Genomic DNA, 20,825 nt, shown 5'->3' with positions numbered 1-20,825 from the left:
TATTTATTCCAATTAGCTATGTACTATCGGTGAATGCCATTTTCTAATAGCTCAGTAAATGCATGAATATGAATAGGTTTACTGTAATAATAACCTTGAATAAACTGACATTTATTTTTTTGAAGGAAATTTACGTGCTCTTTCGTTTCTACACCTTCAGCAATGACAGACATTCCTAATGTATTTGCTAATGTGATGATCGTTTTAATAATTTCCATTCCATCATCACATGTTTCAGACATTGTAATAAATTCTCTCGGGATTTTTAACGTATCAATTGGATACAAAGGTAAGTAGGCTAGCGAAGAATAACCTGTACCAAAATCGTCGATAGAAATGTGAATCCCTAAACTTTTTAGTGTACGCAGTTTTATCAATGTTTCTCGCTCATCCATCATTGCAATTCGCTCTGTTAATTCAAGATCAAGAGAGCTTGCTGGTAAACCTGTATTTGTTAAAGTAGAAGAAATAGATTTTACAAAATCCTCTTGTTCAAATTCCTTAGCAGATAAATTCACACCTATTTTTAAATGTGAATATCCGAGTGCGTGCCAACGTTTCATTTGCTTGCAAGCCTGCTCTAATGTCCATTTACCTATTGAAATAATTTGTAGTGTTTCTTCTGCAATCGGAATAAACTCGTATGGAGAAATAATACCTAATTCAGGATGATTCCACCTAATTAAAGCTTCTGCACCGATAATTTTATTAGATTCACTATCAACTTGAGGTTGATACAAAAGGAACAATTCTTCATTTTGTAGTGCGTTTGGTAAATCTTTTTCTAATCGCAATCGTCTTTCAATTTTTTTAGCGATTACATCGTCATAAATAGATACAGAGTTAAGTTCTTTTGCTTTTGCATCATACATTGCAACATTAGCGTTTTTTAGAAGTGTAGCGGTATCGATTCCGGAATGTGGATAAATAGCGATGCCGATACTCAGTGATAAAGTTAATTTATGCTCATGTATGATAAATGACTTTTTCATGCATTTAAATAATTGGTTACATAATTGGAATAAGTAATCTTCGTCAGTATAGTTTTCAATTATGATTGTAAATTCATCGCCACCGATTCTTGAAAGATGAGTATGTGATGGAAGACATGATTGGAATCGCTTTGCTACTTCTTCTAATATGTAATCTCCTGATGAATGTCCAAGTGTATCGTTAATTGCTTTAAAGCGATCTAAATCTAAATATAATAATGCAAACTCGCTTTCTGTTATTTTAGCATTTTTTATAACTCTCTTTAATTTCTTATGGAAAAAGGCACGGTTCCCAATTTTCGTTACAGTGTCATGGAATGCTAAATATTTTATTTCTTCTTGCTGTTTTTTTAGTGCAGTAATATCTTTCACCATAATATAGCTTCCTGAAATTTGTCCGTCTATTATAATAGGAATGATTGTAACGTATAAAAAATAAGTAAAGCCATCTTTATATTGAGAACTAAGTTGTAAGAATGCCGATTCTTGTTGTTTCACTTTTTCTAATGCCATTGCTAGCTTATGCTTATCTTCATCTAAAATGATCGAAAAACAAGTTTCACCTAGTAACTCATCTGTTGGTGCCCCAAGTAGTACACTCCCAGCCTTATTTACATTTAAGAATATTCCATTTAAATCAATGGTGAAGATAGGGTCAGGATGATATTCATATAATGATTTAAACTTTTGCTGTTTTTGAGAAAGAGCCTCTGATTTATGAACTAAATCAGACGTCCGTAAAGTAACTTTTTCTTCTAGTTGGGCATTAAATGCCTGCAAACGTTTTGTTAAGGAATTGTTTTGCATACGTACGATAGAATGACGAATGAGTACGAAAATAAAAGTAATACAATTTCCTGTAATGAGAGTTGAAGATGATGTTTGTTCTTTTAATGTAAACCCGATTAGTATTGCAACAGCAAGATAGGGAAATACAACTAAAGCTTTTTTTCCTATTATAGGGTTTACAAGGAAATAATTTTTATGGCTATTATGATCTTCTGAAATAGAGCCAGCTATTGCAATAAGTAATATAGGTATTCTATATAAAAGACGTAATAATATTATCGTTTCAGTTGATAAGTGGTTATTTAAGTAAAAATAAATATAGTTAAAAGTTGCAGAACTTATTAATACAAAAATAAAGATATAAATTTTCCGTTTGGAATTAAAAATTGTTGGACGGAAAAAGAGACTAACACCTAGTAGTAGAAATAATAAATCTGCAATTGGGTATAAAAATGAAAGGAAAACATCTCCTAGTGAAAGAGCGAATATATTTAAATTTGGTTGATTAAATAAATACCATTCTAATGTAAATATGGAAGTAAGCACTATGCATATATCACAAATAAAGAACGCTTTTTCCCATTTATTGCATTCCTTTAAGATTTTATAGCAGAAAGCGATAAGACAGAAAAATAGAAAAAACATATAAAATACATCAGAAACCGTAAAACGATGTATTGGAATTTCGAAGAAGCTATCTTGATATGTATATACTATTTTCCCTAATAAAAAACTACCAATTGCTATTGTAATACATATCCAAAACGGATTTGAACTGACTTTTTTAGAATATATAGAGTAAATCAGTGATACAAATGTAATGGCTTCAACGACAAGTGAAGCGAAGCGTACATCTGAATTTGAAAAATGAGTAGGGAACAGATAGAAAAATATAAAATAGATTGAATAGCATATTAATGTTCCGATTAATATACATAATTGTAAATTTTTATTTAATTTCAATGAAATCACCTTCTTTAATTATGCACTATGTTCGTTATATCTATACATAATAATATTATTTAAGAATTGTATCAGATTTCCTTATAAAAATCATGTTTATAAGGAAAGTGTTAAAGAGTGTAAGTATTCTTAAGGTTTAAAAAATATTGCGGTTGATAGTATAGACTGCATCAAGACTTTAAATAGAAATTGTATATTTAGTCATCCTTTGAATTGTAAAGTTTTTTTAGTGATTTGTAAGTGGAGATGCAAAATTGCATATAAAATGATGAGTATCCTTTTTTGGGGAGCTTTTTATTTTTTAATCTGAAAATTAACATTTGTGAAAATGTTGAGAAAGGATATAAAATAAGAACGTGTATTCTTACAGAGTGGAATAGTATTGCCACTAAATAGGGAGGCTTTTTTATGATATATCGAATTAAAGATGCAGAAATATACTATGAAATTGTGGGAGAGGGTAAACCGGTCATTATCATACATGGCTGCGCCCCTGACCATAGGTTAATGATGAAATGTATGGAATCAGTATTTCAGAAATATGAAGGTTATAAGCGAATATATATTGATTTACCTGGAATGGGAAAATCGAATGCTCCAAATTGGATAAATAGTTCAGATCGTATAGTAGAAGTGCTTATCACATTTATTGAGGAAATCATTTCTACTGAAAAATTTTTATTGGTAGGAGAATCATATGGAGGCTATTTAGCTAAAGGTATACTTGCAAAGATGTTTGAGAGAGTTAGCGGATTACTATTAGTATGTCCTGTTGTTGTAGCGGAGCCAGAAAAAAGGATTCTTCCAGATAAACAGGTAATTGTACAAGATGAGGAATTTTTAAATACGCTCACTTCCACAGAAAGAGAGGAATTTTGTGAGTTAGCTGTAATAGCAAATGAATATACATATAAGCGATTTAAAGAAGAAATTAAGCCTGGGTTAGATGTTGCTAATGATGAATTTATTGAAAGGTTGCAAAAGAATTACTCTCTTACTATGGATTTTCAGCGTGAAAAATATGAAAATCCCGTTCTTTTACTGACTGGAAGACAAGATATATCAGTAGGTTATCAAAATATTATAGAAATTATTGAAGAATATCCAAGGGCAACATTAGCAGTGTTAGATATGGCAGGGCATAATTTGCAAATTGAGCAGCCTGAATTATTTGAGAGTTTAGTAGGAGAATGGATTAGACGAACAAATCAGCACAGTTTATAAAGTATTTTAGTATTACGCCTAAGTGTTGAAATGGGATAAATGAACGTGATTTATTAACTTATCTCGCTATTTTCCTGTAAAAGCCCGATTAGTAAGGGCTAATTAAAGTTTCACTTTATAAAAAATTTTAAGGAGAAATTATGAGCACATATATTTATATGGTTAGACATGGTGAATCACCAAAACTAGAAGGAAATGAAAGAATGCGCGGGTTAACTGAGAGGGGACATATGGATGCCCGTAGAGTAACTGACATATTAAAAGCGGAGAGGATTGATACTTTTATTTCAAGTCCTTATAATCGGGCTATGCTAACGATAGAGGAGTCAGCTAATTTCCATGAAAAAGAAATAGTAGTATATGAAAATCTTAAAGAGTGTATGTTTTCAAGTGAGGATCAGGTTATATCAGACAAAGAGGTGTATCCACTTGTACAGAAGATGTTCTCTAATCCGGACTTTGCACGAACGGAAGGAGAGTCATATGCAGATTGCCAGAGAAGAGTAGTGAAAGTATTAAAAGAAATCTTAATGGATTTTCAAGGATGCAAAATTGTAATTGGTACACATGGGCTTGTCATGACATTAATGATGAACTATTTTGATAAACAATATGGTTTTGAATTTTTAATGAATACGTCAAAACCGGATATATATAAGATGGAGTTTAAAGAAGAACAATTAATGAATGTAGAGAGATTATGGAAAGAGGAATAAAATTAGTTGCATGGATTTTGTTGTAAAAGTTACTTTTATAGCAAAGTCTTTTTTTTGAATAGAAAGCATCTTTATCAACTATTTTTAGAATGTTAAATCAATAAGTAATTATTCAGTCTTTGAATAAATTATGGAGAAATTGGTTTAGGGAAACAATTTTAAATGTGTCAAAACTCCAAACGTTGGATTTATATTCAATAGGAGAAAAAGATGTAGAATTTTGTCTTACAGTCCCCGTTTACTTTTCATTTCATTACATATAGGCTTTGTGGTGTAAGGGAGACATTGCCTTTACGCAAAATCTATAAGGAGGTCATTGTAATGAAACAGATTAAAAAGTTTGCGGGAGTTGCTTTAGCGGGGACGATTGGATTAAGTGGACTACTGTTTTTAGAACCAAGTGTAAGCGTTGCGGAAGCACAGCAAGTGAAAGTAGAAAATTTCAATACAATTGATGTAACGATGAATCTAAATGAATTGTATGTATTAAGTGGCAGAAGTATTGATATTCTTTCTGGAGATAAAGAAGCAATTCAGTTAAATAAATACACAATTAGTTTTAATAAACCTGGGAAGTATGTGATTAAAGTAAATGGCTGTATTTATGATGATGTATATACTTTTATTGTAAATGAGTAGTATATATTCTTAAATTGCGAGATAAAAACAGAAACACCCTATTTACGGTGAGAGTCGTAAATAGGGTGGATTTATTTGTATTAAGCTGTACTTTAAAGATGTTCACTAATTTTCTTTTTGCCATGTAAAGTATGTAAAAGTGTTTGAAACATCTTAAATGATTGCTGAAAGATTGGACTTTGAATAAAGGTGTACAGAAAAGTTACGATGAAAACAGGACCTCCTAGCATAAATCCAATAACTAGTACAATACATTCTACTATGATTCTAGCACGGCTAATAGAAAGTCCTGTTTTGTCTGAAATAGTAAGCATGAATCCATCACGGGGTCCAGCGCCAATCCCAGCTGCAACGTACATACCTCCACCGATACCTGTAATGGCAATACCAGAAAATAAAATGAGTAAGTTTATCCATAAATAATTACTAGCTTCTGGAAGCATGTTTGATTGTAAGAAAAAGTCCATAATGGGACCGATAAGTAGTGCATTCAAAAATGTCCCCACATTTATATATTTTCGATCTACTAGTAAAGATATTAGAACGAGACATAACCCACATATGACACTCCACGTACCGATGGTCCATCCAAACTTTTGGTAGAGAGCCATATTTAAAACTTCCCAGGGGTGCAAGCCGAGAAATTTAACTTTGACTGCGAGAGCGTTTCCAAGGCCAAAGAAAATTAATCCTAAGAAAAAAAGAAAATAGCGAAAGAGAGTTAGCCTCATCTTTAAAACCTCCCATATTTTATAATTATGTATGTTACCTGTTACGGTCTTAATGTACAAATATTATGTCTTTTTATCATGCGTTTAAAAGTGTTAACAATGTAAATGAAATATACATCTTCACAGTCAAAAAAGTTAAAATATTTCGTTTTAAGGATTATAATGGAGGGAGAAACATAAAAGGGAGTGAATGAACTTGAAACAAGAACTTATTGAAAGATTTACGAGATATGTAAAAATTGATACGCAATCAAATGAAGAAAGCCATACAGTACCAACAACACCAGGACAAATTGAGTTTGGTAAGTTATTAGTGGAAGAGCTAAAAGAAATTGGTTTAACAGAAGTAACGATGGATGATAATGGCTATGTAATGGCAACACTTCCAGCTAATACGGACAAGGATGTTCCTGTAATTGGATTTTTAGCCCATTTAGATACAGCAACAGACTTTACAGGGAAAAACGTCAAACCACAAATTCATGAAAATTTTGATGGTAATGCAATTACGTTAAATGAAGAGCTAAATGTTGTGTTAACACCAGAGCAGTTCCCGGAATTACCATCATATAAAGGACATACCATTATTACAACTGATGGTACAACACTTCTAGGAGCAGATGATAAAGCTGGTCTTACAGAAATTATGGTTGCAATGAACCATTTAATACATAATCCGCAAATTAAGCACGGGAAAATAAGAGTAGCATTTACACCGGATGAAGAAATTGGTCGTGGGCCAGCGCATTTTGATGTAGAAGCGTTTGGTGCATCATTCGCTTATACGATGGATGGAGGTCCATTAGGTGGTTTAGAGTATGAAAGTTTTAATGCTGCAGGTGCTAAGTTAACGTTTAACGGAACGAATACACATCCTGGAACAGCGAAAAATAAAATGCGCAATGCTACTAAACTGGCTATGGAGTTTAACGGGTATTTACCAGTAGAAGAGGCGCCAGAATATACAGAAGGCTATGAAGGATTCTATCATTTACTTTCTTTAAATGGTGATGTTGAGCAAAGTAAAGCGTATTATATTATTCGAGACTTTGATCGTGAAAATTTTGAGGCGCGTAAAAATAACGTTAAAAATATTGTGAAGACTATGCAAGAAAAGTATGGCGAAGATGCAGTCGTTTTAGAAATGAACGATCAATACTATAACATGCTTGAAAAAATTGAACCGGTAAGAGAAATTGTTGATATTGCATATGAAGCAATGAAAAGTTTAGACATTGAACCAAATATTCATCCGATTCGCGGAGGCACAGATGGATCACAATTATCATATATGGGATTACCGACGCCGAACATTTTCACTGGTGGTGAAAATTATCACGGTAAATTTGAATATGTTTCGGTAGATACTATGGAAAAAGCCGTTCAAGTTATTGTGGAAATTGCAAGACGTTTTGAGGAGCAAGCTTAAAAAAGAACCAAGTAGTACGAATGTGCTACTTGGTTTTTTTAATATAGTACTCGCCACAAATAAAAAGTCGCATAAGACTCCCAATTAGCCCAGTTTGCCGCGAAACCTTTTATTTCATTTTTAGTCGGTTTATTTTCGGAACCTGTTATAAATTTAATTGCATTATGGAGACCAACATCATCAATTGGAAAAGCTGAAGGAAATCTTAAACAACGCATTAAAACATAGTTGGCAGTCCATGGTCCTATACCATGGATAGCGGTTAATTGTTTCTCAGCAACCTTTACATCTTGTGTTTGCAGTAAATCCTCTTTTGATAGTTTTCTCTCTGTAATAAGCTTCGCAATACCGATTAAATATTCACATTTTCTAGTCGTCATTTTTAATTGTTGGAGATCTTCTACATGTAGATTTGCAATTGTTTCAGGTGATGGGAATATCCAATGCTTTCTACCGTCCCATTCTACATAACTGCCAAATTGCTCAACTAATCTTCTTTTTAGCGTATAAGCATATGTTAAGTTAATTTGTTGACCGATAATTCCCCAGGAAAGTGCCTCAAATAAGTCTGGAATACCTAAATTACGAAGGCCATAATATTGTTCAATTGGTCCTTGAAGGAGTAAATCATGTTTAGCTAATGTATAAAAGGGAGCTAAATCAGTAGTTAAATCAAACCATTCTTTTACATAGTTAGCTACAGCATCGCTTACCCATCTTTCATGAGTATATAACTCTCCTAAAAAACGTATTTGAATATTGCCATCAGTATTCAAACTAATTTCAACTAAAGGATTTACATCTTGAACAGGGATAACTTTATAAATTTTATTGTCTTCAATATGAAACATACATTCATTGTTAGAACGTGATAGATAACGTAAATTTTCTTGGAAACAAAATTCTTTTGGAACTGCTATAGATAATGCGCTATTATATTCTGCTGTCATATGAATTCCACCTATAACTTTTCTAATGTAAGCAATTTTTTCTTCATTTCTAATCCACCCCTAAATCCGGTTAGTTTCCCATTCTTCCCAATAACACGGTGACAAGGAATAGTAATAAGGAGAGGGTTAGCAGCAATAGCAGAAGCAACGGCGCGCACAGCTTTAGGTTTTTGAATTTTTTCAGCAATTTCTGTATAAGAATATGTCTTTCCATAAGGAATTTCACGTACCGTATTCCAAACAGATAATTGAAAATTAGTTCCATAAGCATCGATAGGAAATGTAAAAGTTTCTCGCTTGTTTTCTAAATACTCGATAACTTCTTGCGTATATATTTGCAAGTAATCTGGACTATGAATCAATATATGTTGGGGCAGTTTTTTTCTAGCCCATATATTTAATTCTTCAAAATTTTCGTCTTGTGATCCAATGAAACATAGTCCATTTTCAGTTGCAGCAATATGAAATCGCCAATTTTTATGTGTAAGTAGCGTCCAATATATATAATTATTTTTGTAGGAATTCATTATCGTATCCCTCTTTCATTTCGTTCTTTTTTCGATATTCAGTAGGAGTAAATCCGGTTTTCTTTTTAAATAAAGTTGCGAAATACTCTGGGTTTTCTATCCCGACAGCAGTACTAATTTCTTTAATAGATTGATTTGTGTGTAAAAGGTATTTGGTTGCTTTAAGAACCCTGAATTGTTGTATATATTCTATAGGAGTTAGCCCTATTATTCTTTTGAAAGTACGCTGTAAATGAAAAGGGCTACCGTGACACATTTCCGCAAGCATGTCGAGAGTTAAGGATTCGTCATAATGCTTTTCGATATAGTCTTTAATTGGTTCTACCCACTCTTCATTAGGTAAAGTGATCCCATTTGGCTTACAACGTTTGCACGGGCGAAAGTTTTCGCTTAATGCTTGCTCTGCATGATGAAAAATTCGTACATTGTTTCTATTCGGTATTCTTGATTTGCATGATGGCCTGCAAAAAATTCCAGTTGATTTCACAGCATAAAAGAATTTGCTATCATAGGAAGAATCATTATGAATAATTGCTTGCCAATACTCATTTGTTAATATAACTCCTTCATTATGCAAAGAACATCACCTCTGAAATTAGTATAACCTGAATAAAGTGCGTATGTATGTATTCATAAATGTAAGAGCAAGATTACAAAGGTGAAAATATCGGATGGCGTTTAGATTATTTTGTTGTTTTGGAAAGAATGAAAGACCAAATAACAGAAGCGAAAATTAATAGTGAAGTGATGGGATCAGACCATTGTCCAGTTGAATTGCATATAAATTTCTAAAAAAAGAAGTATCTCCCTAATATTAGGGAGATACTTCTTTTTTTAATTCAGTTTGTTAAAATTTTTCAAATCATTCTTGAAATAATTTCATATTAAATATATACTTAGTAACGATAATCATTATCAGTGAAAAAGATTATCAAGTGATGAAGGCGTAAAAGAATTATAGTCTAGGGGAAGTGAACGTGAATGAGTTCTGGATAAAATTATTAATCTAATGAAATATATATATGGGATAAGATTCATATAGTTAAATTCTATTGAGAATATAGTTTGAAAATTTGAGAGGAGACATATAAAGATGAACAAGAAATTATTTACTTTAGGGATGGTTACAGTTTTAAGTGTAGGTTTAGCGGCATGTAATAGTGCGGATAAAACTTCAGGCGAGCAAAAACAACAGACAAAAGCTACGGAAACGAAAAAAGATGAAAAACGAAAAATTACATATTTAGGTAAAGAATATACAGTGCCAGCAAAAGTAGATAAAATTGCGACAGCTAGTTTAGAGTCAATGGAAGATGCGGCAGTACTTGGAATTAAACCAGTTGGTGCCATTACTGTAGGTGGTAAACTACCAAAGTACCTGGAAAAAGAGTTAGAAGGTGCGAAATCTGTTGGTGAGAAAATGCAACCCAATTTCGAAACATTACTACAATTAAAACCAGATGTGATTACATCAAGTACGAAATTCCCAGCAGAAACAGCTGAAAAGTTTACGAAAGTAGCTCCTACATTCCCGGTATCACACGTTTCAACAAATTGGGAAGATAACTTAAAGTTAATGGGAGAATTAACTGGTAAAAAAGATAAAGCAGAAAAAATTATTAAAGACTACAATTCAGACGCTGAAAAAGCAAAAGCAAAACTAGGAGATAAGTTAAAAGATAAAAAAGTACTTGTCATTAGACTAAGAGCAAATGAATTATTCCTATATCCAGAAGGAGTATACTTCAACCCTGTAATTTATAAAGATCTTGGACTAACTGCTCCAGAACAATTGAAAACTGTAAAAGCACAAGAGAAAATTTCATTTGAAAAACTTGCTGAACTTAACCCAGATTATATTTTCTTACAATATGAGGCAAGTGAAAATAAAAATCCAAAAGTGTTAGAAGAAATTGAAAGTAATCCAATTTGGCAAAGTATGAATGCTGCGAAGGAAAAGAAAGTATTTGTAAACGTTGTAGATCCAATGGCACAAGGTGGTACTGCTTGGAGTAAAACTGCCTTCTTAAAAGAAGCAGTGAAAAATTTATCTAAATAATACAATAAGTAAGGTGCGTTGAATGATATGCAGAAAACAAATGCAGTACCAGTAACTATATTATGTATAGCACCCATACTCATCTTATTTACAGTTATACTTTCGATTTTGTATGGGGCGAAAAGTATTGATGCTGAAACAGTGTGGAACGCATTATTTCATTTTGATTCAAGTGATGTAAATCATAATATTATTATTACTTCACGTTTACCAAGGGTAGTTGCAGCTCTTTTAGTCGGAGCATTTCTAGCCATATCAGGAGCACTTATGCAGGGGATGACAAGAAACTATCTTGCATCCCCTTCTATTATGGGTGTGACGGATGGTGCTGCCTTTGTTATTACACTTTGTATGATTTTTCTTCCAGGAATGTCATCAATTGGTATGGTTGTATGTTCAATGATTGGTTCTGCACTCGGAGCCGGTATCGTGTTTGGTTTTGGTTCGCTCCTTCAAAATGGCTTATCACCAGTTAGGTTAGCAATTATCGGAACAGTTATTGGAACATTTTTAAGCAGTGTATCGGCTGCCATGGCTTCGTATTTCCAAATTTCTCAAAATGTTAGTTTTTGGTTTAATGCAAAGTTAGATCAAGTAGATCCTAATATCATTAAAATCACGATACCGTTTGGGATAATTGGAATAATTTTAGCATTGTTAATATCAAAATCTATTACCATTCTTTCATTAGGCGAAGAGGTTTCTATTAATTTAGGACAGCGTACAAAACTAGTTAAAGCGATGGCAATTTTATCGGTAATTTTTTTAACAGGAACAGCAGTTGCTTTAGTAGGAAAAGTTGGTTTTGTAGGTTTAATTATTCCGCACATTACCCGCTTTATAATTGGAGTAGATTATAAATGGATATTGCCATGTGCAGGCGTTATTGGTGGGGTTTTCTTAGCGTTATGTGATGTTTTAAGTAGATTTGTAAATTATCCATTTGAAACGCCAATTGGAGTCGTAACATCTTTAATTGGAATTCCTTTCTTCCTTTATTTAATCCGTACAAGAGGAGGAGAGAGACATGCTTAAAAGTTCAAGTCAACGTTTCGGAATGACGATGGGGATTATTATATTTTTAATACTATGTGCTATTTATATTAGTTTAACAAATGGTACGTTCGACATTACGATTACAGATGTGTTTAAAACACTTTTTAGAATTGATCCAGTACCAGAACATGATTTAGTTATTTTTGAGTTTCGTCTTCCACGTATCGTAATTGCTGGATTAGTAGGATTAGGCCTTGGTGTTGCGGGTGCCGTTATTCAAGGGATTACGAGAAATGGATTGGCAGACCCAGGTATTTTAGGAGTAAATGCCGGTGCGGGAACAGCGATCGTCATTTTTATGTTTTTCTTTCAAGGACAATTAAAAAGCACAGACTGGGTTTCTATTATGATGATGCCAATGTTTGGTTTAGTCGGCGGATTAGGTGCTGCTATTATCATCTATCTTTTTTCTTGGAAAAACGGTAAATTAGATTCGCAGCGACTTTTATTAACAGGGATTGCAATTGGATCAGGATTTGGGGCCTTTTCTATGTACTTATCACTCAAAATGAAGTCAACTGATTTCGAGATGGCTGCAGTGTGGGTTTCTGGAAGCATATATAGTGCGAACTGGAAGTATATTGTGGCTATGTTACCATGGCTTATTATTTTAATTCCACTTATACAAAAGAAAGCATATTTACTAGATTTATTTCAATTGGAAGAAACGAGTATTACAAGTTTAGGTGTTTCAGTAGAAAGAGAGAAATCGATTTTATTATTAAGCAGTATCGGGCTTGTGAGTGCATGTGTTGCTGTTTCAGGGAGTATCGGTTTTATTGGCTTAATGGCACCGCATATAGCGAAAAGACTTGTCGGTATTCAACATAAGTATATAATTCCCACGTGCGGCGTAATCGGAATGTTTCTTGTAGTTGCCTCAGACTTTATTGCAAAAACAGTTTTCACACCTGTAGAGTTACCAGTTGGAATCGTTATTTCTATTGTCGGTGTACCGTATTTCTTATATTTACTTTATAAGGCGAAAGCGTAAGAGGAGGAATAAAAGTGAGTATTTTAAGTGCAAAAAATTTAGAAACAAGTTATGAAAAGCTTACAGTGTTTCGCGATTTAAATGTGGAAATACAAGAAGGAAAAGTAACGACAATTATAGGTCCGAACGGTTGCGGTAAATCAACATTGTTAAAAACAATGGGAAGAATTTTAAAACAAAAAAGCGGAAAAGTATATTTACAAGGGCAAGATTTACATACAATTTCAACGAAAGAAATTGCGAAGCAGTTAGCTTTACTCCCGCAAACTCCAATTGCACCAGGTGAACTTAAAGTGGAAGAATTAATTTCTTATGGACGCTATCCACATCGAAATAACGTAAATAAGTTAACGACAAAAGATAAAGAAATGATTGATTGGGCATTAAATATAACGAAAACTTCTGAATTTCGAACGAGACAAATTGCAAATTTATCAGGTGGTCAAAGACAAAAGGTATGGCTAGCGATGGCATTAGCACAAGAGACAGAAGTGTTGCTATTAGATGAGCCAACTACATACCTTGATATGTCTCATCAATTAGATGTATTACAAATTGTGGAGAAGTTAAATAAAGAACATAATTGTACGGTTGTTATGGTATTACATGATATTAACCATGCAGCAAGGTTTTCAGATGAAATTATTGCAATGAAGGAAGGAGAAATTGTTACAACTGGTAGCCCAGAAGAAATCATTACAAATGAAGTGTTAAAAGAAGTATTTCATATTGATGCACGTGTCATGATAGATCCGTATAACGGGGCTCCTGTTTGTTTCGGTTATGATAGCGTTGTATCTCAAGAAGAAAAAATCGAAATATATGTAACAAGTTAAAAAGGGGGGGATAGGGTGAATACTACAGTTGAAAAACAGCAGATTATAACATCTAATACAGAACAGTGGAAAATGTATTCAAAATTAGAAGGTAAGGAATATCAAATTCATATTTCAAAGCCGAGGCAACCAGCACCGGATTCAGGATATCCTGTCATTTATGTATTAGATGGCAATGCCTTTTTTCAAACATTTCATGAAGCAGTTAAAATACAATCAGTAAGAGCGGAAAAAACCGGTGTTTCACCAGCTGTTATAGTAGGATTGGGTTATCCAATTGAAGGCGCATTTTCAGGGGAAGAAAGATGTTATGATTTTACGCCTAGCGTAATTTCAAAAGATGCCCCTTTAAAACCAGACGGTAAACCGTGGCCTAAAACAGGAGGAGCACATAATTTCTTTACTTTTATTGAAGAAGAACTGAAACCACAAATTGAAAAGAATTTTGAGATCGATAAAAGTAAGCAAACGTTATTTGGACATTCTTTAGGTGGACTATTTGCTCTTTATATACTATTTACAAACTTAAATGCTTTTCAAAATTATTTTATTAGTAGTCCATCTATATGGTGGAATAACCAATCCGTACTTGAAAAAGAAGAGAACCTTATACATGAATTAAACAATGCTAAGTTTGAAACAGGAGTGTTCCTTACAGTTGGGTCACTAGAACGAGAGCATATGGTTGTAGGCGCAAATGAATTATCAGAGCGCCTTCTCCAAGTAAACCACGATAAACTTAAATTTAAGTTTTATGAAGCTGAAGGGGAGAATCATGCATCTGTTGTGCCGACTTCTTTAAGTAAAGGATTGAGATTTATTAGTTACGTATAGGAAAAAAGGTTATGGATGAAACATTCCATAACCTTTTTTGATATGTAGAATTGTCCTTTTTGAAAGTTTTGTTTCAACTTTTCGTCTAAAGAGACAAAAAGTTGTCACAAAACGGTCACAATTAGCATAAACATAAAATAGACGAAATGAACTTATTTCCAAAAAGGCTTGGTTTATTCCGATCATGATTTGTAGAGCTGAAAAAGTATGGATTAAAAGTTCACTATATTCCCAAGGAGGTAGATCGTATGAAAACTATTCTTGCTATCGCTGGACTTATTTGGGTTTTATCGCATGGCATCCCAATTTATGAAGGAGAACAAATTCGCAGTGCTCTGAATAAAAATTTTAATGAATATCATATCATTGATCGGCAAGATAATGTTGTAACAGTTCGAGTAAATGACTGTTTTCATACGGTAACCGTTGAAGGAACTTCAGTAGTGAATGATACAAAAGTATGCGATCAGCAATAATCATATATGGAAAGAAAAAATTGTTGGATTAAATAGCTGAAAATTAAGTTTTTAATATTATAGACAAAGAATAAGCGGGGGCGGGTAATCCCCGCTTATTCTTGTTTCTTTTTATTGAACTTTGATGAGAGATATAATGATTTTTTTGACAAAAAGAAAGGGTATACTGAAAATTGAGATTAAGAAGCTAATGAGTTGTTAAGAATAATCATAAAGCGGAAATATACTCATATGGGGTATCATACATAGATAATTAATGCTATAATTGGTATACTCGTAAAAGCAATTGTTTTATTGGATGAAGAGAAACTTTAAGAAGGTGATAATATGGGTCATAAAGAGCATGAAGCGGTAACACATAGATCAGAAAAAGAAAAAGAACAAATTATAAATAGATTAAAGAGGATTGAAGGACAGGTCCGCGGTATTCAAAATATGATTGAAAATGATCGCTATTGTGTGGATATTTTAGTGCAAATTTCAGCGATTAATGCAGCGATGAAAAAAGTAGGAATGGGTGTATTAAAAAACCATACAAGTCATTGTGTTTCAGGTGCTATTAAAGATGGCAATGGTGACGAAGCAATTGAAGAATTAATGACTGTATTTGAACGTTTTTCAAAAGCGTAAAAACAAGCTAGTATGTCACTGGCTTGTTTTTTTTGTTTACCTTCATAATAAGATTTCGGGGTATTGATGTGAAAAAGTGTGTGTAAAATAAACTTTTAGAAAATAATTGAAAAATCATGATACAAAACCATTGATTACCTTAGGGGGGTATGGTAAGATGTAATTGTGATTAACAAATAATGAAGAAACAAGAGGAGGATTTTAAATGGAACAGTTAACATTACAAGTTGAAGGTATGTCTTGTGGACATTGTGTAAATGCTATCGAAAGCAGTGTGAAAGAGCTAAACGGTGTTGAACAAGTGAAGGTTCAATTAGCAGAAGGAACTGTTGAAGTTACTATCGACTCGTCTGCCGTAACATTAAAAGATATCGTTGCTGTAATCGAAGACCAAGGATACGATGTTCAGTAATTATTTTTAGATATGGAAATAAATCGTACTTTAAACGAAGTACGATTTATTTTGCTAATAATTATACCTCATAAGGGTATATAGAGGTGAGAGACATGAATGAACAAAAAGAGGCCAATCTTCAAATATCAGGAATGACATGTGCGGCATGTGCAAATAGAATTGAAAAAGGTCTAAAAAAAGTAGAAGGTGTTCATGAGGCAAATGTAAATTTTGCGCTTGAAAAAACAAAAATAATGTACGATCCAACTAAAACAAATCTGCAACAATTTAAAGAAAAAGTTGAATCGTTAGGATATGGAATTGTAAGTGATAAAGCTGAATTTACTGTTTCAGGAATGACATGTGCAGCATGTGCAAATAGAGTTGAAAAGCGTTTAAATAAGTTAGATGGTGTGAACAAAGCGACAGTAAATTTTGCTTTAGAATCAGCTACAGTAGACTTTAATCATGATGAAGTTAATGTAAATGAAATGAAGAGCGCGATTACGAAGCTAGGATATAAATTAGAAGTGAAACCAGATGATCAAGATGCATCAACTGATCATCGATTACAAGAAATTGAAAGACAAAAGAAGAAGTTTATTATTTCGTTTATTTTATCTTTCCCATTATTGTGGGCAATGGTTAGTCATTTCTCATTTACGTCGTTTATTTATTTACCAGATATGTTAATGAACCCTTGGGTGCAACTAGCACTTGCAACTCCTGTTCAATTTATCATTGGTGGGCAGTTTTATGTTGGGGCTTATAAAGCGTTACGTAATAAAAGTGCGAATATGGATGTTCTCGTGGCGCTTGGAACGTCGGCCGCTTATTTTTATAGTGTATATTTAAGTATTCAATCTATTGGTTCTTCGGAACATATGACAGATTTATATTTTGAAACGAGTGCGGTACTTATTACATTAATTATTTTAGGTAAATTATTTGAAGCGAAAGCAAAAGGGCGCTCATCAGAAGCAATTAAAAAATTGATGGGTTTACAAGCGAAGACAGCTACAGTTGTGCGAGGTGGAACAGAAATAAAAATTTTGATTGAAGAAGTAGTAGCTGGTGATATCGTCTATGTAAAGCCTGGTGAAAAAATACCAGTAGATGGTGAGATTGTCGAAGGAAAGTCAGCGATTGATGAATCGATGTTAACGGGTGAAAGTATTCCTGTTGATAAGTCAATTGGGGATGTAGTAATAGGTTCTACAATAAATAAAAATGGATTTTTAAAAGTGAAAGCAACTAAGGTAGGAAGAGATACTGCATTAGCTCAAATTATTAAAGTAGTAGAAGAGGCACAGGGTTCAAAAGCTCCTATTCAAAGGGTAGCAGATCAAATTTCAGGTATTTTCGTACCGGTTGTAGTTGTGATTGCGATTATCACATTTGCAGTATGGATGATATTTGTTACACCTGGTGATTTTGGCGGAGCACTTGAGAAAATGATAGCAGTACTTGTTATCGCTTGTCCATGTGCATTAGGTCTTGCAACGCCTACATCTATTATGGCAGGATCAGGAAGATCAGCAGAGTATGGTATTTTATTTAAAGGTGGAGAGCATTTAGAAGCAACGCACAGATTAGATACGGTTATTTTAGATAAAACGGGTACAGTGACAAATGGGAAGCCGGTGTTAACAGATGTAATTGTAGCAGATGGATTCAATGAAAATGAACTGCTTAGATTAGTAGGGGCAGCAGAAAGAAATTCTGAACATCCACTTGCAGAAGCGATTGTAGAAGGAATTAAAGAAAAGAAAATTGATATCCCAAGTTCAGAAACGTTTGAAGCGATTCCGGGATTTGGTATCGAATCAGTTGTAGAAGGAAAACACTTATTAATTGGTACACGTCGATTAATGAAGAAATTCAATATTGATATTGAAGAAGTTTCTAAATCAATGGAAGCGCTAGAACGAGAAGGAAAAACAGCAATGCTTATTGCAATCGATAAAGAATATGCTGGTATATTTGCCGTTGCAGATACTGTGAAAGATACTTCAAAAGCAGCTATCGCAAGACTGAAAAAAATGGGTCTAGACGTTGTGATGATTACAGGAGATAATACACAAACTGCTCAGGCAATTGCAAAGCAAGTTGGTATTGATCACGTAATTGCAGAAGTATTGCCAGAAGGAAAAGCAGAAGAAGTGAAAAAACTGCAAGCAAATGGTAAGAAAGTAGCGATGGTTGGAGACGGGATAAATGATGCTCCTGCTCTTGCTACAGCGAACATTGGTATGGCAATTGGAACGGGAACGGATGTAGCGATGGAAGCAGCGGATATAACGTTAATCCGCGGTGACTTAAATAGTATTGCTGATGCGATCTTTATGAGTAAAATGACGATAAGAAATATTAAACAAAATTTATTCTGGGCATTAGCTTATAACGCGTTAGGAATTCCAATTGCGGCATTAGGTTTTTTAGCCCCTTGGGTTGCTGGAGCAGCGATGGCATTTAGTTCTGTATCCGTTGTATTAAATGCATTACGATTACAAAGAGTTAAATTAAAACCTTAAAAAGCTACATTAAGTAATTGAATAGAATTAAAAAACAATACTTGAATAAGTATTGTTTTTTTGTTCGTATAGAAATTAAAACGATATAATAAAGCAGAAATATAGAATCGTATGTAGTAGAAAAGTTAAGAGGTAGTTTCGTAAGGAGACTTATATATGTTAAAAGATATTATAATTAGAACATTCCAGAAAGAAGATTTAGATCAAGTATTACAATTGTTCTATGAAACAGTTCATAAGGTTAATGCAAAAGATTATAATGAGTTACAGCTACAGGCGTGGGCACCGGAGCGACTAGATAGAGAAAATTGGTTACAGTCTTTAGAAAAGAATATTAGCTATGTAGCGGATCATAAAGGTGTGATAGTCGGGTTTGGGGATTATAACGATGATCGTTACGTAGATCGTTTATTTACGCATAAAGATTATCAAGGGAAAAGAGTCGCTTCATACATACTACAGAAGTTAGAAAAAGAAGCAGTGAATTTGGGACATAGGGAGATATATACAGAGGCGAGCATTACCGCAAAACCTTTTTTTGAAAGTAAAGATTTTATTTGCATAAAAGAACAAAAGAAACAACATAATGGTCAGATTTTTATTAATTATGTTATGAAAAAAATATCCTTCTCATAAATGAGAAGGATATTTTTCATTATTTTACAGCTTCTTTTAGTTCTTTACCAGCTTTGAAAGCAGGTACTTTAGAAGCTGCGATTTGCATTTCTTCACCAGTTTGTGGGTTACGGCCTGTACGAGCAGCTCTTTCGCGAACTTCGAATGTACCGAATCCGATAAGTTGTACTTTTTCACCAGCAGCTAAAGTGTTAGTGATTGATTCTACTACAGTTTGTACAACTACAGTAGCTTCTTTTTGAGAAATCTCAGCATTTTGTGCTACGTTTTTAATTAATTCTGTTTTGTTCATGTTTTTCACCTCATATGTAAATAATGCTATTTAAGTTGTTATTATAACGTATAAAACATTCGAGAACAAGTGTACGTACATATATTCGCAAAAAAAATGAAATTTGTAATATTTTTTAGGGCACTTTATAGACATTCCATTTAAGCGGACAGAGATTTGTTCTTCATTTCAGTCTTCTCTTGATGAGCAGGTAGTTTCTTATTATAAGATATGAAGTAAGGTAGTGCTACAAATAACATACCTCCTACTAAATTTCCAAAGAAAACAAAAATAAAGTTTGGAAAATATTCAGCCCAAGTGAAATGACCGGCAAAAATCGCGGCTGGGATGACAAACATATTGGCTACAACGTGTTGAAATCCAATCGCAACAAAAGTCATAACCGGGAACCAAATACCGATAATCTTTCCGATAAATTCTTTACTTCCCATACTGAGCCAAACAGCTAAACAAACGAGCCAATTACATCCGATTGCAGAAATAAATGCTTGCAATGGCGTATCTTGTAGTTTCGCTTGAGCGATAGAAATAGTTTTCGCTAAAAAAGCTCCCTCAGTTAAGCCAACGATATGACCGAAAAAGTAGGCTACAAATACAGCCCCTATGAAATTGCTAAATGTAACAATAACTAAATTTCGTATGAAATAAAATAAAGTAATTTTCTTTTGGAGCCAGGCCATAGAAACTGTCATCATGTTACCGGTTACTAGTTCACCGCCTGCAAGAATAACGAGAATAAGACCAATAGGAAATACAGCAGCGCCTAGAAAACTAGAAAATGATCCCCAATATTTTGGCATTGTCCCAATAACATGAATATCGAGTAAATACCCTAATGCGATAAAAGCACCACCAAAAAAACCAAGAATTAGCATAGGGAGCAATGATAAATGAGCTTTTTTCCTTCCTGAATTCGCAGCAAGTTCCGTAATTTCTTCTGGTGTAAATACAGACATGAATAACCCCTCCGTAATAAAATAATGGAATGAATAGAAAAAGATTCAAAAATATATGTATTATAAAAATATGTTATGACTTCTGTATAAAATTGTCAAAGTGAATAGGGAAGGAATTACATAATAAGAATAGTATTCATGTTGTCACATTAATGTAACAATAAGGAT

The 20,825-nt window shown here is 33.4% G+C and carries 21 protein-coding genes and 1 pseudogene; 15 read left to right on the top strand and 7 right to left on the bottom strand.

Going from position 1 to position 20,825, the window contains the following annotated elements; genetic code table 11:
* Positions 1 to 23 precede the first annotated feature (23 nt).
* Complete coding sequence (locus MKY21_RS18765) at positions 24 to 2,744, bottom strand: bifunctional diguanylate cyclase/phosphodiesterase (RefSeq protein WP_000773536.1); 2,721 nt, start codon at positions 2,742 to 2,744, stop codon at positions 24 to 26.
* Positions 2,745 to 3,152: 408 nt separating this feature from the next.
* On the opposite strand from MKY21_RS18765, the gene MKY21_RS18760 reads away from it, so the two are divergent.
* The 3 genes from MKY21_RS18760 to MKY21_RS18750 all read left to right on the top strand — a co-directional run bounded on the left by MKY21_RS18760 (position 3,153) and on the right by MKY21_RS18750 (position 5,323).
* Positions 3,153 to 3,968 carry an alpha/beta fold hydrolase gene (locus MKY21_RS18760; protein ID WP_000640332.1) on the top strand — a complete coding sequence of 272 codons (816 nt, stop codon included), beginning with the start codon at positions 3,153 to 3,155 and terminating at the stop codon, positions 3,966 to 3,968.
* Positions 3,969 to 4,108: 140 nt separating this feature from the next.
* Positions 4,109 to 4,684: a histidine phosphatase family protein gene (locus MKY21_RS18755; RefSeq protein WP_000109178.1), complete on the top strand. Its 576-nt coding sequence runs from the start codon at positions 4,109 to 4,111 to the stop codon at positions 4,682 to 4,684.
* A 321-nt stretch (positions 4,685 to 5,005) separates the two neighbouring features.
* A complete protein-coding gene (locus MKY21_RS18750) occupies positions 5,006 to 5,323 on the top strand; it encodes a hypothetical protein (RefSeq protein WP_000809495.1) in 318 nt (105 codons plus the stop codon).
* A 92-nt stretch (positions 5,324 to 5,415) separates the two neighbouring features.
* On the opposite strand, the gene MKY21_RS18745 is transcribed toward MKY21_RS18750, so the two are convergent.
* Positions 5,416 to 6,054 carry a YczE/YyaS/YitT family protein gene (locus MKY21_RS18745; RefSeq protein ID WP_001241259.1) on the bottom strand — a complete coding sequence of 213 codons (639 nt, stop codon included), beginning with the start codon at positions 6,052 to 6,054 and terminating at the stop codon, positions 5,416 to 5,418.
* Between the two features lie 196 nt (positions 6,055 to 6,250).
* Here MKY21_RS18745 and pepT point away from each other — a divergent pair, with 196 nt between their 5' ends.
* Positions 6,251 to 7,483: a peptidase T gene (gene pepT, locus MKY21_RS18740; protein WP_000807014.1), complete on the top strand. Its 1,233-nt coding sequence runs from the start codon at positions 6,251 to 6,253 to the stop codon at positions 7,481 to 7,483.
* Positions 7,484 to 7,521: 38 nt separating this feature from the next.
* On the opposite strand, the gene MKY21_RS18735 is transcribed toward pepT, so the two are convergent.
* From MKY21_RS18735 to MKY21_RS18725, 3 genes are read right to left on the bottom strand one after another with little or no spacing between them, the layout of a single operon-like run.
* Complete coding sequence (locus MKY21_RS18735) at positions 7,522 to 8,433, bottom strand: DNA-3-methyladenine glycosylase 2 (protein WP_000123499.1); 912 nt, start codon at positions 8,431 to 8,433, stop codon at positions 7,522 to 7,524.
* A gap of 11 nt (positions 8,434 to 8,444) precedes the next feature.
* On the bottom strand, positions 8,445 to 8,960 hold the full coding sequence (locus MKY21_RS18730; RefSeq protein WP_001089837.1) for a methylated-DNA--[protein]-cysteine S-methyltransferase: 516 nt from the start codon (positions 8,958 to 8,960) through the stop codon (positions 8,445 to 8,447).
* Complete coding sequence (locus MKY21_RS18725; RefSeq protein ID WP_341077144.1) at positions 8,941 to 9,537, bottom strand: bifunctional transcriptional activator/DNA repair enzyme AdaA; 597 nt, start codon at positions 9,535 to 9,537, stop codon at positions 8,941 to 8,943. The genes MKY21_RS18730 and MKY21_RS18725 overlap by 20 nt, the downstream gene beginning before the upstream one ends.
* Positions 9,538 to 9,614: 77 nt before the next feature.
* On the opposite strand from MKY21_RS18725, the pseudogene MKY21_RS18720 reads away from it, so the two are divergent.
* The 11 genes and pseudogenes from MKY21_RS18720 to MKY21_RS18670 all read left to right on the top strand — a co-directional run.
* Positions 9,615 to 9,752: pseudogene (locus MKY21_RS18720) on the top strand (exodeoxyribonuclease III); the annotation flags it as partial.
* A 301-nt stretch (positions 9,753 to 10,053) separates the two neighbouring features.
* The gene (locus tag MKY21_RS18715) at positions 10,054 to 11,019 is read left to right on the top strand and encodes an iron-hydroxamate ABC transporter substrate-binding protein (RefSeq protein ID WP_001035506.1); all 966 of its coding nucleotides are present in this window, start codon (positions 10,054 to 10,056) and stop codon (positions 11,017 to 11,019) included.
* A gap of 27 nt (positions 11,020 to 11,046) precedes the next feature.
* Positions 11,047 to 12,054 carry a FecCD family ABC transporter permease gene (locus tag MKY21_RS18710; RefSeq protein ID WP_001173058.1) on the top strand — a complete coding sequence of 336 codons (1,008 nt, stop codon included), beginning with the start codon at positions 11,047 to 11,049 and terminating at the stop codon, positions 12,052 to 12,054.
* Entirely contained in the window at positions 12,047 to 13,069 is a 1,023-nt protein-coding gene (locus tag MKY21_RS18705) for a FecCD family ABC transporter permease (protein ID WP_000920451.1), read from the top strand. Before MKY21_RS18710 ends, MKY21_RS18705 begins: the two co-directional genes overlap by 8 nt.
* A gap of 14 nt (positions 13,070 to 13,083) precedes the next feature.
* Complete coding sequence (locus MKY21_RS18700) at positions 13,084 to 13,905, top strand: ABC transporter ATP-binding protein (RefSeq protein ID WP_000025773.1); 822 nt, start codon at positions 13,084 to 13,086, stop codon at positions 13,903 to 13,905.
* Positions 13,906 to 13,920: 15 nt separating this feature from the next.
* Positions 13,921 to 14,739: an alpha/beta hydrolase gene (locus MKY21_RS18695; protein ID WP_001098703.1), complete on the top strand. Its 819-nt coding sequence runs from the start codon at positions 13,921 to 13,923 to the stop codon at positions 14,737 to 14,739.
* Positions 14,740 to 14,987: 248 nt separating this feature from the next.
* Complete coding sequence (locus MKY21_RS18690) at positions 14,988 to 15,215, top strand: hypothetical protein (RefSeq protein ID WP_000849103.1); 228 nt, start codon at positions 14,988 to 14,990, stop codon at positions 15,213 to 15,215.
* A gap of 327 nt (positions 15,216 to 15,542) precedes the next feature.
* The gene (locus MKY21_RS18685; RefSeq protein WP_000509876.1) at positions 15,543 to 15,845 is read left to right on the top strand and encodes a metal-sensing transcriptional repressor; all 303 of its coding nucleotides are present in this window, start codon (positions 15,543 to 15,545) and stop codon (positions 15,843 to 15,845) included.
* A 205-nt stretch (positions 15,846 to 16,050) separates the two neighbouring features.
* On the top strand, positions 16,051 to 16,257 hold the full coding sequence (gene copZ, locus MKY21_RS18680; RefSeq protein ID WP_000436973.1) for a copper chaperone CopZ: 207 nt from the start codon (positions 16,051 to 16,053) through the stop codon (positions 16,255 to 16,257).
* A 95-nt stretch (positions 16,258 to 16,352) separates the two neighbouring features.
* Positions 16,353 to 18,773, top strand: coding sequence for a heavy metal translocating P-type ATPase (locus tag MKY21_RS18675; RefSeq protein WP_001005323.1), 2,421 nt, complete (start codon positions 16,353 to 16,355; stop codon positions 18,771 to 18,773).
* Positions 18,774 to 18,929: 156 nt separating this feature from the next.
* A complete protein-coding gene (locus tag MKY21_RS18670; protein WP_341077139.1) occupies positions 18,930 to 19,409 on the top strand; it encodes a GNAT family N-acetyltransferase in 480 nt (159 codons plus the stop codon).
* Between the two features lie 19 nt (positions 19,410 to 19,428).
* On the opposite strand, the gene MKY21_RS18665 is transcribed toward MKY21_RS18670, so the two are convergent.
* On the bottom strand, positions 19,429 to 19,701 hold the full coding sequence (locus MKY21_RS18665) for an HU family DNA-binding protein (RefSeq protein ID WP_001043904.1): 273 nt from the start codon (positions 19,699 to 19,701) through the stop codon (positions 19,429 to 19,431).
* 140 nt (positions 19,702 to 19,841) lie between these two features.
* On the bottom strand, positions 19,842 to 20,657 hold the full coding sequence (locus MKY21_RS18660) for a formate/nitrite transporter family protein (RefSeq protein WP_000110537.1): 816 nt from the start codon (positions 20,655 to 20,657) through the stop codon (positions 19,842 to 19,844).
* Positions 20,658 to 20,825: the final 168 nt, after the last annotated feature.

Source organism: Bacillus sp. FSL R9-9497 (genome assembly GCF_038005805.1).
Classification (GTDB): domain Bacteria; phylum Bacillota; class Bacilli; order Bacillales; family Bacillaceae_G; genus Bacillus_A; species Bacillus_A cereus.
Note: the sequence above shows the minus strand (reverse complement) of the source record. Positions and strands in the feature narration are given on the sequence as shown.

Coding starts and splice junctions, on each gene's coding strand:
- MKY21_RS18760 (WP_000640332.1), top strand. CDS start 3,153: ATGATATATCGAATTAAAGATGCAGAAATATACTATGAAATTGTGGGA.
- MKY21_RS18755 (WP_000109178.1), top strand. CDS start 4,109: ATGAGCACATATATTTATATGGTTAGACATGGTGAATCACCAAAACTA.
- MKY21_RS18750 (WP_000809495.1), top strand. CDS start 5,006: ATGAAACAGATTAAAAAGTTTGCGGGAGTTGCTTTAGCGGGGACGATT.
- MKY21_RS18745 (WP_001241259.1), bottom strand. CDS start 6,054: ATGAGGCTAACTCTCTTTCGCTATTTTCTTTTTTTCTTAGGATTAATT.
- MKY21_RS18735 (WP_000123499.1), bottom strand. CDS start 8,433: ATGACAGCAGAATATAATAGCGCATTATCTATAGCAGTTCCAAAAGAA.
- MKY21_RS18730 (WP_001089837.1), bottom strand. CDS start 8,960: ATGAATTCCTACAAAAATAATTATATATATTGGACGCTACTTACACAT.
- MKY21_RS18715 (WP_001035506.1), top strand. CDS start 10,054: ATGAACAAGAAATTATTTACTTTAGGGATGGTTACAGTTTTAAGTGTA.
- MKY21_RS18710 (WP_001173058.1), top strand. CDS start 11,047: ATGCAGAAAACAAATGCAGTACCAGTAACTATATTATGTATAGCACCC.
- MKY21_RS18705 (WP_000920451.1), top strand. CDS start 12,047: ATGCTTAAAAGTTCAAGTCAACGTTTCGGAATGACGATGGGGATTATT.
- MKY21_RS18690 (WP_000849103.1), top strand. CDS start 14,988: ATGAAAACTATTCTTGCTATCGCTGGACTTATTTGGGTTTTATCGCAT.
- MKY21_RS18685 (WP_000509876.1), top strand. CDS start 15,543: ATGGGTCATAAAGAGCATGAAGCGGTAACACATAGATCAGAAAAAGAA.
- copZ (WP_000436973.1), top strand. CDS start 16,051: ATGGAACAGTTAACATTACAAGTTGAAGGTATGTCTTGTGGACATTGT.
- MKY21_RS18675 (WP_001005323.1), top strand. CDS start 16,353: ATGAATGAACAAAAAGAGGCCAATCTTCAAATATCAGGAATGACATGT.
- MKY21_RS18670 (WP_341077139.1), top strand. CDS start 18,930: ATGTTAAAAGATATTATAATTAGAACATTCCAGAAAGAAGATTTAGAT.
- MKY21_RS18665 (WP_001043904.1), bottom strand. CDS start 19,701: ATGAACAAAACAGAATTAATTAAAAACGTAGCACAAAATGCTGAGATT.
- MKY21_RS18660 (WP_000110537.1), bottom strand. CDS start 20,657: ATGTCTGTATTTACACCAGAAGAAATTACGGAACTTGCTGCGAATTCA.